10 protein-coding genes are annotated in these 12,775 nt (G+C 47.0%); 4 read left to right on the forward strand and 6 right to left on the reverse strand.

Features of this window, described 5'->3' with window-relative positions:
* Nucleotides 1-65: 65 nt before the first annotated feature.
* From aspS to MAQ5080_RS10435, 6 genes are all read right to left on the reverse strand, one after another.
* Nucleotides 66-1,835, reverse strand: coding sequence for an aspartate--tRNA ligase (gene aspS, locus MAQ5080_RS10410; protein WP_067209650.1), 1,770 nt, complete (start codon nt 1,833-1,835; stop codon nt 66-68).
* Between the two features lie 166 nt (nt 1,836-2,001).
* A complete protein-coding gene (locus MAQ5080_RS10415) occupies nt 2,002-2,487 on the reverse strand; it encodes a GreA/GreB family elongation factor (protein ID WP_067209653.1) in 486 nt (161 codons plus the stop codon).
* A gap of 63 nt (nt 2,488-2,550) precedes the next feature.
* Nucleotides 2,551-4,164: a sulfate adenylyltransferase subunit CysN gene (gene cysN / locus MAQ5080_RS10420; protein ID WP_067209656.1), complete on the reverse strand. Its 1,614-nt coding sequence runs from the start codon at nt 4,162-4,164 to the stop codon at nt 2,551-2,553.
* Between the two features lie 17 nt (nt 4,165-4,181).
* The gene (cysD, locus tag MAQ5080_RS10425) at nt 4,182-5,096 is read right to left on the reverse strand and encodes a sulfate adenylyltransferase subunit CysD (protein ID WP_067209659.1); all 915 of its coding nucleotides are present in this window, start codon (nt 5,094-5,096) and stop codon (nt 4,182-4,184) included.
* Nucleotides 5,097-5,251: 155 nt separating this feature from the next.
* Nucleotides 5,252-6,610, reverse strand: coding sequence for a prephenate-dependent tRNA uridine(34) hydroxylase TrhP (gene trhP / locus MAQ5080_RS10430; RefSeq protein WP_067209662.1), 1,359 nt, complete (start codon nt 6,608-6,610; stop codon nt 5,252-5,254).
* A 137-nt stretch (nt 6,611-6,747) separates the two neighbouring features.
* Nucleotides 6,748-7,707, reverse strand: coding sequence for a hypothetical protein (locus tag MAQ5080_RS10435; protein ID WP_067209665.1), 960 nt, complete (start codon nt 7,705-7,707; stop codon nt 6,748-6,750).
* Nucleotides 7,708-7,873: 166 nt separating this feature from the next.
* Between MAQ5080_RS10435 and MAQ5080_RS10440 the strand changes: the two genes are divergently transcribed.
* The 4 genes from MAQ5080_RS10440 to fusA all read left to right on the forward strand — a co-directional run bounded on the left by MAQ5080_RS10440 (nt 7,874) and on the right by fusA (nt 12,734).
* Nucleotides 7,874-8,458, forward strand: a complete 585-nt coding sequence (locus MAQ5080_RS10440; RefSeq protein WP_055462928.1) for a superoxide dismutase — start codon at nt 7,874-7,876, stop codon at nt 8,456-8,458.
* A gap of 165 nt (nt 8,459-8,623) precedes the next feature.
* A complete protein-coding gene (locus tag MAQ5080_RS10445) occupies nt 8,624-9,289 on the forward strand; it encodes a TIGR04211 family SH3 domain-containing protein (protein ID WP_067209668.1) in 666 nt (221 codons plus the stop codon).
* 19 nt (nt 9,290-9,308) lie between these two features.
* Nucleotides 9,309-10,484 carry a cation:proton antiporter domain-containing protein gene (locus tag MAQ5080_RS10450; RefSeq protein ID WP_067209671.1) on the forward strand — a complete coding sequence of 392 codons (1,176 nt, stop codon included), beginning with the start codon at nt 9,309-9,311 and terminating at the stop codon, nt 10,482-10,484.
* Between the two features lie 159 nt (nt 10,485-10,643).
* Nucleotides 10,644-12,734, forward strand: coding sequence for an elongation factor G (fusA, locus tag MAQ5080_RS10455; RefSeq protein ID WP_067209674.1), 2,091 nt, complete (start codon nt 10,644-10,646; stop codon nt 12,732-12,734).
* Nucleotides 12,735-12,775 lie beyond the last annotated feature (41 nt).

A 12,775-nucleotide genomic window follows, 5' to 3' on the forward strand; every position in this document is an offset into this window, starting at 1 on the left:
ATCAATAGCCATAAAAAAGGGCCAACGATGTGGCCCTTTTTGATTCAAACGGAGTGTTTGATTAATTACTCAGCAACTGGCTTACGCACACGGATGCTCAGTTCTTTAAGCTGCTTCTCGTTTACTTCGCCAGGCGCTTGCGTCAATAGACATGTCGCACTCTGAGTTTTCGGGAAAGCAATCACGTCACGAATAGACGCAGAACCTGTCATCAGCATCACTAGACGGTCAAGACCGAATGCTAGACCACCATGTGGTGGCGCACCGAACTTCAGTGCATCTAGCAAGAAGCCAAATTTCTCTTCCTGCTCTTCAGCTGAGATATTTAGCAATTCAAATACTGTTTGCTGCATTTCTGCTTGGTGGATACGAATCGAACCACCACCTAGCTCAGTACCGTTAAGCACCATATCGTAGGCTTGAGAAAGCGCAGTTAATGGGTTCGCTTGCAACTCTCCTGGCGAACAAGAAGGCGCAGTGAATGGGTGGTGAATTGCTGTGATACCACCATCAGACGTCTCTTCGAACATTGGGAAGTCGACCACCCATAGTGGCGCCCATTCGCAAGTGTACAGATCAAGATCCGCACCCAGCTTGCAACGCAACGCACCTAGCGCTTCGTTGACAACGTGTGTCTGGTCCGCACCGAAGAAGATCAAATCGCCATCTTGCGCTTCGACACGGTCTAGCAATGCTTGACGCACGTCTACTGGCAAGAACTTAACGATTGGTGACTGTAGACCTTCTTCAAGATCAGACTTATCGTTCACCTTGATGTAAGCCAAGCCTTTCGCGCCGTAGATGCCAACAAATTTCGTGTATTCGTCGATTTGCTTACGCGTTAGCGAGTTACCACCTGGCACTTTCAGTGCTGCAACGCGGCCTTTTGGATCCGCTGCTGGGCCAGAGAAGACTTTAAAGTCTACTTCTGTCATCAGGTCAGATACTGTTTCGATCGTTAGCGGGATACGTAGGTCAGGCTTGTCTGAACCGTATTTTTCCATCGCTTCAGCAAACGGCATACGTGGGAAGGTACCCAAATCGACGCCTTTTAGCTCTTTGAACAAGTTAGTAATCATACCTTCTGTTAGAGACATGATTTCTTCTTGACCTAGGAAAGAAGTCTCCAAGTCGATCTGTGTGAATTCTGGCTGACGGTCAGCACGTAGATCTTCGTCACGGAAACATTTAGCAATTTGGTAGTAACGATCAAAGCCAGACACCATTAGTAGTTGTTTGAACAACTGTGGTGACTGAGGCAACGCGAAGAAGCTGCCTTGGTGTGTACGGCTTGGCACCAAGTAATCACGCGCACCTTCTGGTGTTGCACGAGTCAGGATTGGCGTCTCAATATCTAGGAAGCCATTCTCATCTAGGTAGCTACGTAGCACAGAAGTCACTTTTGAACGGAAACGTAGTTTCTGTTGAATCTCTGGGCGACGCAGGTCTAGGAAACGGTTCTTAAGACGAATGTCTTCGCCAACCGTTTGGTGATCGTCTAGTTGGAATGGAGGTGTCGCTGCACGGTTAAGGATTTCTAGCTCATGACCTAGAACCTCAATCTCACCCGTTACCATATTTGGGTTAACAGTACCTTCTGGACGCGCACGCACCAGACCTTTGATCTGTACTACGAACTCACTACGGCAGCTATCCGCTAGGGCAAAACTTTCTGCACGATCTGGATCAAATACTACCTGAGTCAAACCTTCGCGATCACGTAGATCCAAGAAAATAACACCACCGTGATCTCGGCGACGGTGTACCCAGCCGCTAAGAGTGACTTCTTCTGAAATGTTTTTTGCTGTTAACTCGCCGCAATAATGGCTGCGCATAATTCCTATCCTATTACTGTCTCGCTAATATGCGAACGTACCGTTATTCACCCTGTTTCATTCACTTGAAATGATAAAAAATGCTCTAAACAGGGAGGTATTAATCATTTAAGGCCCAGCATTATATGCCAAGCGCTTTGGACTCTCTAGGGTATGACCTAAATTTCTAATCTTGTTCAAGAAAAATTCTTACAATTTCTGCGTCAAGCTGCTCTCCACGACGCTTCATGACCAGTTCATCGCCCTCTTCCTTTCCCAAAAGCGATTTACCGAGCGGGGTCTGCGGTGTCACCAGAAGTACCGATTTGGCTTGGCACTCAAACTCACCTCCGCCACAGCATTGCGACAAAATGACGACCTTACTCCAGCCATCTTCTCGCTCAACCTCAAATACCGACCCGAGCGTAACCTCCTCACTGTCAGCAAAAGTAAACTTGCGAAAATACGCCAAGTCGGCTTCGCACTCTGCCACACGAACAGACTGACCATGAGCTAAATAAGAGTTTTCCAAACCAAACGTATCCCATTTGGTTTCCGCGACACTTTCGGTATTCGTTGCCGCCGATCGGGCTTGGGCAGCCGCCTCTTGCGCCACTTTGACGCGATTTTCAGCGTAGGCGATCAACGCCTGATAGAGACTGTCTAAAAACATTTTCTTCACAAACAAAAAAGCCACTGTAAAAACAGTGGCTTTTATACACGATTTATCGACTAATTACAGACGAACGGTCGCTAAAACTTGTTCTGCAACATCTTCAAGGTTGCCGTCGGTTAGTTCGATGTCAGCAACCGCTGCATCGGCTACTACAACTACAACACCCGTTTGCTTAAGAAGCTCAGCTTCTGCTGCTGACGCATCCAGCTTCGCAAGCGCTACCACACCGCGGCGTAGTAGAGAACGCTCTAGCTGCTGCGCATCCACTGCAGAGCCTGATGCTAGCGCTACCACTGCAGGCTTTTGACCAAGGCGAGCGGCACGCTCTTCAGCAGTCACTACAGTATCTGCATCCAAATCACCAACAACTTCCTCAACCATACCCGCACCAACGGTTACGTTTGAAAGACGATCAATGACAATTAATGCACCTGTTAGCGGGCTAGTCTGGTAGTTATCGAACGCCACTGGCGCATCGAAGCTGATCACACAGTCCGCAATAACGTTTAGATCCACTTGATCAACTTCTGTTTGCTCAAGTGTGTTTACGTCAACACGGTAGTTGATGTGATGCACTTTACCAGGCACCGTTTGCGTGCCCAGCTTAAAGTTGTACAGCTTACCTGGCACCAATGGTTGGTCAGACATCCACACAACTGACGCACGCAGGTTAGCACTGATTTCAGGCTCATGACCTGGGTGAACAATCATATCACCACGACTGATGTCGATCTCGTCTTCTAGCGTGATTGTTACCGCTTGACCCTTCTTAGCGACATCTAAGTTGCCATCGTACGTTACGATTTCAGCCACTTTAGATCTCTTACCAGAAGGCAGTGCAACAACATCATCACCAGGCTTCACTTGACCGGCAGCGATCGTACCAGCAAAACCACGGAAATCTAGGTTTGGACGGTTAACGTACTGCACTGGGAAGCGGAACGAATCGCTCTTCACATCACGGTTAATTTGAACCTGCTCGAGGATCTCCATCAAAGGTCCACCTTGGTACCAAGGCGTATGCTCAGATGCATTAACTACGTTGTCACCTTTAAGCGCTGACATTGGCACAAAGTAAACATCTTCAGGCTTACGGTTACCAAGCTGTTCAATGAACTCTAGGTAGTCAGCACGGATTTCGTTGAACTTCTCTTCCGAGAAATCCACCAAGTCCATTTTGTTTACGGCTACCACAACGTGCTTAATACCTAGCAACGAAGCGATGTAGCTATGACGACGCGTTTGCGTTTGCACACCGTAACGAGCATCGATCAAGATGATCGCCAAGTCACACGAAGAGGCACCTGTCGCCATGTTACGTGTGTATTGCTCGTGCCCAGGGGTGTCCGCAATGATGAATTTACGTTTCTCAGTTGAGAAGTAACGGTAAGCTACGTCAATGGTGATACCCTGCTCACGCTCTGCTTGCAGACCGTCTACTAGCAGCGCTAGATCGACTTCTTCGCCCTGCGTACCAGATTTTTTACTGTCGCGTTTTACCGCATCTAGGTGATCTTCGTAGATCAACTTAGAATCATGAAGCAAGCGACCGATTAGCGTACTTTTACCATCGTCTACGTTACCGCAGGTTAGAAGGCGAAGTAGGTCTTTTTCTTCATGCTGTTTTAGGTAGCCAAGGATATCTTGACTGATCAATTCTGATTGATGAGACATTCTTACAACTCCTAGCCTTAGAAATAACCTTGCTTCTTCTTCTCTTCCATCGAACCAGCGGAATCGTGGTCGATGACACGGCCTTGACGCTCTGAACTCTTCGTCAACAGCATCTCTTGAATGATTTCAGGCAATGTATCCGCTTCAGACTCCACCGCACCCGTTAGTGGGTAACAGCCAAGCGTACGGAAACGTACTGATTTCATTTCTGGCACTTCGCCTTCTTTCAACGGCATACGTTCATCATCAACCATGATTTGTACGCCATCACGCTCAACAACTGGGCGTTTTGCAGCAAAGTAAAGAGGAACAATTGGAATGCTCTCTAGGTAGATGTATTGCCAGATATCCAATTCCGTCCAGTTCGATAGAGGGAACACGCGAATACTTTCGCCTTTGTTCACTTTACCGTTGTAGATGTTCCACAACTCTGGACGCTGGTTTTTAGGATCCCAGCGGTGTTGCTTATCACGGAAAGAATACACACGCTCTTTCGCACGCGACTTCTCTTCGTCACGACGCGCACCACCAAAGGCGGCATCGAAACCGTATTTATCAAGCGCTTGTTTCAAGCCTTGCGTCTTCATCACGTCTGTGTGTACTGCACTACCATGAGAGAACGGCCCGATACCTTGAGCAACACCCTCTGGGTTTTGATGCACTAGAAGGTCAAGACCTAGTTTCGCGACCATTTCGTCACGGAACGTAATCATTTCCTTGAACTTCCAACCTGTGTCAACGTGCAATAGTGGGAAAGGCGGTTTACCTGGGTAAAACGCTTTCATAGCAAGATGCAGCATTACTGCTGAATCTTTACCAATCGAATAAAGCATAACCGGGTTATCAAACTCTGCGGCTACTTCACGAATAATGTGAATACTCTCAGCTTCAAGCTGTTTAAGGTGAGTCAGTCTTGCCTCTGTAACTGTCATATTATCTCGTCCAAATAGTAAAAGGCTTCGGCATTTAGCTAACTATAACATGCCAGAAAGTTATAAAAACCAGCCCAACTAGATTTTCATAGCATATAGATATTAAAAAAGGCTCATAATGAGCCTTCTTATCGAGCCAAATCAATGCAACGAACTTAGAAGCCGTTTGGCAGGTTGCGCATTACCAATCCAAGCTCAAGTTGCTCAGGCTGATATGGCAATGGAATACGCACTTTATGACCCGATCCTGGCGCTACCGCCATCGTCTCGCCCTTCAAGTTTTCCATGGCTTCAATAGTATAAATCATACTACCTTTAGGTGTAATGAGCTCAATCGAATCCCCAACCTTGAAGCGATTCTTAACATCGATGGTCAACCAACCATTATTCCAATCCAGCATTTCACCCACAAACTGCTGACGATCAGAAATAGAATTGCCGTATTGATAGTTCTGGTACTGATCGTGCACGTGACGACGGTAGAAGCCTTCGGTGTAACCTCGGTTCGCTAAGCCCTCTAACTTATCCATCAAAGACATATCAAATGGCTGACCATGTACCGCATCATCGATCGCTTTACGATACAACTGGGCAGTACGTGCCGCGTAAAAGTGCGACTTGGTACGACCCTCGATTTTTAGAGAATGAACCCCCAACTCAATCAGCTTCTCTACGTGCTGGATCGCACGCAGATCACGGCTATTCATGATGTAGGTACCGTGCTCATCTTCAAAGGCAGGCATGAACTCCCCTTCACGGCCTTGCTCACGCAGTAACACCACATCATCAAAAGGTTTGCCTTCACCTAGGGTAGGCGCAACATAGTCTGACGGATCAAAACTCTGCACGCCTTTTAGGTGACTACCATCTGCCGGCACAATGTCGCCATTTTCATCTTGCACCGCCGACTTCATATCATATTGCCAGCGACAAGAGTTCGTGCAGGTTCCTTGGTTAGGGTCACGACGATTAAAATAGCCAGACAACAAACAACGACCAGAATAAGCAATACACAAAGAGCCATGAACAAACGTCTCGATTTCCATTTCTGGCACCATCTGACGAATTTCACCGACTTCATCCAAAGACAATTCACGTGACAAGATGACACGCTCCAAGCCAAAGTTATGCCAGAACTTAACGGTTGCCCAGTTCACCGCATTGGCCTGCACAGATAAGTGAATTGGCATGTCCGGCCATTTCTCTTTGATCAGCATCATCAAACCAGGGTCTGACATAATCAAAGCATCAGGCCCCATTTCCACCACAGGCTCCATGTCTTTGATAAACGTCTTAATCTTGGCGTTGTGCGGTGCGATATTCGTCGCAACGTACAGCTTCTTACCTTGGCTATGCGCCTCTTCAATACCTTGAGCAAGGTTCGCCATAGTAAAATCGTTATTACGAACACGCAGGCTGTAGCGCGGCTGGCCTGCATAAACTGCATCGGCACCGTACGCATAGGCATAGCGCATGTTTTTCAGGGTACCAGCAGGAGAAAGCAATTCGGTCATAATGTATCTTTATAGAGGAGTGAATATGGCGCGAATTCTAGCGAATTGCTTAGCTTTTTCCTTACGCCAAACGCAAGAAAGGCTGAACAAGTCAGCCTTTCTTTGACCTAAATCAAGCTTTAAAAACTTACCTTCGGTTATCCACCATTTGCCATACTTAACTCTAGAGACAGTTGGCGCACCTGCGCTTTCAGGCTGTTAATCTCACGCAAAACCTGCGGACGAAATTGATCAATAGACTGAATCGACTCATCAATATTTTGCAGTTGGCTGGTTAGATTAGCTGGCACTTGTGGCGTGCTTGAAGCATTAGCCAGACTATCTAATCCTTGCGCCTGCTGATTGACGTTTGACGTCAAACGCTCAAGCGATTGCTGCAACGCTGACAACTGCTGATCCAGGCTGGCGATACGATCTCGCTGCGCAGCAATGGTCGACGCCTGCTCAGACACCTTCCCCACCACCTCATCAGACAACTGTGTCACTTTCGTTGACTGCTCGGTTTGTGTTGCCTCAAGAGCCGCCACGGTTTTCACCATAGCATTAAAACCACTCTCGATTTCATTAAACGCATCGGCTTGCACTGCAGCACGCTTACCTTGAGTAGAAACGGTATCACGCAACTCAGATAATTTTGTTTCCAGCAGCTCGATTTGTGAGTCGTTCGTAGCAATGGCTTTTCGATTTCGATCGTAAGCCACTCCCCACAACTTGCGAATTTCGCTTTCATGGGTCTTCAAGGTTTCTTCAACTGTTGTCCCCAGCTCACTGTTGGAGACATCCGCTGCCACTAATTGACTGTCTAAGTCCTGTATTTGACTACGAGCGCCCAATAATTCATCGCGTAGCTTTTGATTTTCCATCCATAACCAGTAGCCGCCAGCGCTTGCGCCACCTATTATTAAAAGCAGTAGCAAATAAACAAAACCTAAACTGGGCTTTTTGGCCGCAGCCTGAGTCGCCGCCGCAGGCTTGGCCGGCGGAGGGTTAAGGCGCTGTTTACCAGCCTTTTGCGCTCCAGCCACCGGTGTTCGGTCACTGAGCTCATCTTGGTCGAGCGTTAAACTTGGAATCTCAACGTCATCATCTTTGCGCATAAAAGTATTCGGCCATTAATCTTTGTACAACTATGAAAATCTATGGGAATAAATAACCACACAAACAGAATGAATATAATATTCAAATGTTCAATGCTACTATATAAGCACCATTAACTGCTTGATCACAAGCACTTTTCATTACAATAAAGCAAGGAGAAAAGAAATGGCTTTTGAATTACCAGCTCTACCTTACGCTAAAGACGCTCTTGAGCCACACATGTCTGTTGAAACGCTTGAGTTCCACCACGGCAAGCACCACAACACTTACGTAACTAAGCTAAACGGTCTTGTTCCTGGTTCAGAGTACGAAGGTAAGTCTCTAGAAGAGATCATCACTTCTGCTCCAGCTGGCCCAGTATTCAACAATGCTGCACAAATCTGGAACCACACTTTCTTCTGGAACAGCCTAAGCCCTAACGGTGGCGGCGAGCCTACTGGCGCTCTAGCTGACGCAATCAACGCTAAATGGGGCTCTTTCGCAGCGTTCCAAGAAGCATTCAACGACAAAGCAGTAAACAACTTCGGTTCTTGCTGGACTTGGTTGGTGAAAAACGCTGACGGTTCTCTAGAGATCGTTAACACTAGCAACGCGGGCACACCAATGACAGCTGGTCAAACTGCTTTGATCACTGTTGACCTTTGGGAACACGCTTACTACATCGACTACCGCAACGTACGTCCTGATTACCTAAAAGGTTTCTGGGCGCTTGCAAACTGGGAGTTCGCTGCAGCGAACTTCGCAGCTTAATTAAAAAATTAAGCCAGTCTATAAAAGCGCAACCTCGGTTGCGCTTTTTTGTTTTACGCATTACTGACACAATCCCTTAAGAATGAAGACCCGCTAATTGTTGCGCTAAAGCCATAGTAGCGTTATTGTCTTGTTACAAGTAATTGATTGTAAAAGGGTCTTCACGTGCTAAAACAAATACTGTTCGGATTAACGGCTTCCTTTAGCGTTATACTTTCAGCACAAGCGGAAACGGTTTATGTTTCCGACATTCAATTCGTTGCCATCCGTGAAGGGTTAAGCAATGACACACGCGCTACCGAACGCGGCATTAAGAGCGGCACCGCCTTGACCGTATTGGACCGCCGTGATGACTACATTAAAGTACGCACCCCCGATAGCAATGAAGGCTGGCTACCTAACTACTTTATTAGTGAAGATCGCGTCAGTCGAGACCAATTGGTCTACCTACAAAGCCAGCTTACCGACGCCAAAGAAGCTCAAATTGAAGCCGAAGAAGCCGCGCTAGCTAGCCAAGAAGCCCATGATCAATTAGCAGAGTCTGTCGAATCTTTAACCGCGCAAAAGCAAGCACTTGAAAACCAGCTCAACAGCGTGTCAGAGCTGGCGCAACAAGCAAAAGCCATTGTTTCTGCCAATGACGAATCTGATTACAAGATCCAATCACTGCAACAGCAAGTGGACACACTACGCGCTGAAAACGAAGCCATGAGTTCTTCCATTGAACAACGCTGGTTCTTAATTGGTGCAGGAACATTGATCGTCGGCGGTCTTTTCGGCCTTCTATTCCCAATGACGCGAAAAAAGAAGGTATCATCTAGCTCTTGGTAACTTGTATTGAGGGCAAAGCATGGATGTTAGTATTGTTCACTCCTTTTTTCTAATCTTTGCTGGGGCGGCGGTGGTCGCCTCAGTTGCCCTCTATACCAAACAACCCCTTATACTTGCCTACATCGCCTTAGGCGCCCTACTTGGCCCCTACGCCCTAAAACTGGTCGACCAACCCAAGTTGCTAGAAGGCATGTCTCATATTGGTATCATCTTCTTATTATTTTTACTCGGGCTCGACATGAAGCCCAGTCACCTCTTTAATATGTTGCGTAAAGCGTCTTGGGTCGCCATTGCTTCCTCACTGGCGTTTGCCGCAGTCGGTTATTTAACCGCCAAAGCCTTTGGTTATACCCAGATGGAAGCCATCATGATGGGGTTGGCAATGATGTTTTCCAGCACCATCATTTGCATCAAGCTTTTGCCCACCACGGTACTGCACCATAAACACACTGGCGAAATCGTGGTTGGCCTATTACTTTTACAAGACATCATCGCCATCGCCGTATTACTAGCCCTAGCAGCCATCGGCAACAGTGCGAACAGCAGTGACTCCTTACAACACTACTTAATTCCCCTTATTGGCCTGCCCACTTTAATCACTGGCGCCTTTCTATTGGTGAGATATGTGCTATTGCCGCTATTAACCAAGTTTGACCGCTTTCATGAGTACATCTTTTTACTATCAATCGGCTGGTGCCTATCCATGGCAACCGCCGCTGAAGTGCTTGGACTGTCCGCTGAAATGGGGGCTTTTATCGCCGGTGTCGCCTTGGCCACCTCGCCAATTTCACAGTACATCGCCATCCACCTAAAACCGCTGCGAGACTTCTTCTTAATCTTGTTCTTTTTCTCAATCGGCGCGAGTTTTAACTTGGATTTATTAGGCTTAGTCATCTGGCCAGCGCTAGTGTTAGCGCTACTCTCTATGATCGTGAAGCCAACGGTGTTTCGCTTCCTCCTAAAAGGTTTAAAAGAAGATAAAAGCACCAGTTGGGAAGTCGGCTTTCGCCTTGGCCAAGTGAGCGAGTTTTCTTTATTAATCGCTTACTTAGCCACATCTCTTGGACTGATTGGCATTGAAGCCAGCCATGTCATCCAGGCCACAGCCATCTTAACGTTTGCCCTGTCGACCTACGTCGTCATTCTCTGCTACCCCAACCCAATTGCGATTTCTGAACGACTAAGACGTGATTAAGCGAAAATAATCTTATAAATATCGGGGGCTTCAGGGCATGCCCCTTTTATTGCGCTAGCAAAGTAATATAGAATACGCGCGAATACCTGACTACTTCGCTGAAAAGTCTTGTATACTATCCATGCGAAAAATTCATTCTACACTTATTAGAGTAATGTAATGGCTGACTTATCTCTTTACAGAAACATTGGTATCTTCGCCCACGTAGACGCGGGTAAGACTACCACTACTGAACGTATCCTTAAGCTTACCGGTAAAATCCACAAGACTGGTGAAGTACACGACGGTGAATCAACTACAGACTTCATGGAACAAGAAGCAGAGCGCGGTATTACTATCCAGTCTGCTGCTGTAACTTGTGAGTGGAAAGGCCACCGCCTAAACGTTATCGATACTCCTGGACACGTTGACTTCACAGTAGAAGTATACCGTTCTTTGAAAGTACTTGATGGCGGTATCGGTGTATTCTGTGGTTCTGGTGGTGTAGAGCCACAATCAGAAACTAACTGGCGTTACGCTAACGAGTCAGAAGTTGCTCGTATCATCTTCGTTAACAAACTAGACCGTCTAGGCGCTAACTTCTACCGCGTTGTAGACCAAGTTAAGCGCGTTCTTGCGGCTAACCCACTTGTTATGACTCTTCCTATCGGTGAAGAAGATCAATTCGTTGGTGTTGTTGACGTTCTTTCTCAGAAAGCTTTCATCTGGGACGACACTGGTCTTCCAGAAAACTACGAAATCACTGATATCCCAGCTGATATGGTAGACAAAGCTGCTGAATACCGTGAGCAACTAATCGAAACTGCTCTAGAGCAAGACGAAGACCTAATGATGGCTTACCTAGAAGAAGGCGAAGAGCCATCTGAAGATGACATCAAACGTTGTATCCGTAAAGGTACTCGTGAACTAGCGTTCTTCCCAACTTACTGTGGTTCTGCATTTAAGAACAAAGGTATGCAACTAGTACTTGACGCTGTTGTTGACTACCTACCAAACCCAACAGAAGTTGACGCACAAGATCTAACTGATCCTGAAACTGGTGAGCCTACTGGCGAGAAAGCAATCGTTTCTGCTGACGAGCCTCTAAAAGCGCTTGCATTCAAGATCATGGACGACCGTTTCGGTGCCCTAACCTTCATCCGTGTCTACTCTGGCCGCATGAAGAAAGGTGACACTATCCTTAACTCTGCGACAGGTAAAACTGAGCGTATCGGCCGTATGGTTGAGATGCAAGCAGACGACCGTACTGAGATCACTGAAGCGCAAGCGGGTGATATCCTAGCGGTTATCGGTATGAAGAACGTTCAGACTGGTCACACTCTATGTGATCCTAAGCACGAATGCACTCTTGAAGCGATGATCTTCCCTGAGCCAGTAATCTCTATCGCTGTTCAGCCTAAAGACAAAGGCGGCAACGAGAAAATGGGTATCGCGATCGGTAAAATGGTTGCAGAAGATCCATCTTTCCAAGTTGAGACTGACGAAGAATCAGGTGAAACTATCCTTAAAGGTATGGGTGAGCTTCACCTAGACATTAAGGTAGACATCCTAAAACGTACTTACGGTGTAGACCTAATCGTTGGTCAACCACAAGTAGCGTACCGTGAGACAATCACGAAAGAAGTTGAAGACAGCTACACGCACAAGAAACAGTCTGGTGGTTCTGGTCAGTTCGGTAAGATCGACTACCGCATCAAACCAGGCGAAGTGGGTTCTGGCTTCACGTTCACTTCAACAGTTGTTGGTGGTAACGTACCGAAAGAATTCTGGCCTGCAGTTGAGAAAGGCTTCAAGTCTATGATGGAAGAAGGTGTTCTTGCCGGCTACCCAGTACTAGACGTTGAAGTTGAACTATTCGACGGTGGTTACCACGCAGTTGACTCGTCTGCAGTAGCATTCGAAATCGCAGCGAAAGGCGCGTTCCGTCAGTCTATTCCAAAAGCTGGCGCACAACTTCTTGAGCCAATCATGAAAGTTGACGTGTTCTCTCCAGAAGACAACGTTGGTGACGTAATCGGTGACTTGAACCGTCGTCGTGGTATGATCAAAGACCAAGAAGCTGGCCTAACAGGCGTACGCATCAAGGGTGATGTTCCACTTTCTGAAATGTTCGGTTACATCGGCCACCTACGTACAATCACTTCTGGTCGTGGTCAGTTCTCTATGGAGTTCTCTCACTACGCACCATGTCCTGCTAACGTTGCTGAAGCAGTAATCGAAGCAGCTAAAGCGAAGAAAGAAGAGAAGTAATTCTCCTCCATCTTAAGTAATAAAAAACCCGGCACAAGCCG

The organism is Marinomonas aquimarina (assembly GCF_900089755.1).
Lineage (GTDB): Bacteria > Pseudomonadota > Gammaproteobacteria > Pseudomonadales > Marinomonadaceae > Marinomonas > Marinomonas aquimarina.

Coding starts and splice junctions, on each gene's coding strand:
- aspS (WP_067209650.1), bottom strand. CDS start 1,835: ATGCGCAGCCATTATTGCGGCGAGTTAACAGCAAAAAACATTTCAGAA.
- MAQ5080_RS10415 (WP_067209653.1), bottom strand. CDS start 2,487: ATGTTTTTAGACAGTCTCTATCAGGCGTTGATCGCCTACGCTGAAAAT.
- cysN (WP_067209656.1), bottom strand. CDS start 4,164: ATGTCTCATCAATCAGAATTGATCAGTCAAGATATCCTTGGCTACCTA.
- cysD (WP_067209659.1), bottom strand. CDS start 5,096: ATGACAGTTACAGAGGCAAGACTGACTCACCTTAAACAGCTTGAAGCT.
- trhP (WP_067209662.1), bottom strand. CDS start 6,610: ATGACCGAATTGCTTTCTCCTGCTGGTACCCTGAAAAACATGCGCTAT.
- MAQ5080_RS10435 (WP_067209665.1), bottom strand. CDS start 7,707: ATGCGCAAAGATGATGACGTTGAGATTCCAAGTTTAACGCTCGACCAA.
- MAQ5080_RS10440 (WP_055462928.1), top strand. CDS start 7,874: ATGGCTTTTGAATTACCAGCTCTACCTTACGCTAAAGACGCTCTTGAG.
- MAQ5080_RS10450 (WP_067209671.1), top strand. CDS start 9,309: ATGGATGTTAGTATTGTTCACTCCTTTTTTCTAATCTTTGCTGGGGCG.
- fusA (WP_067209674.1), top strand. CDS start 10,644: ATGGCTGACTTATCTCTTTACAGAAACATTGGTATCTTCGCCCACGTA.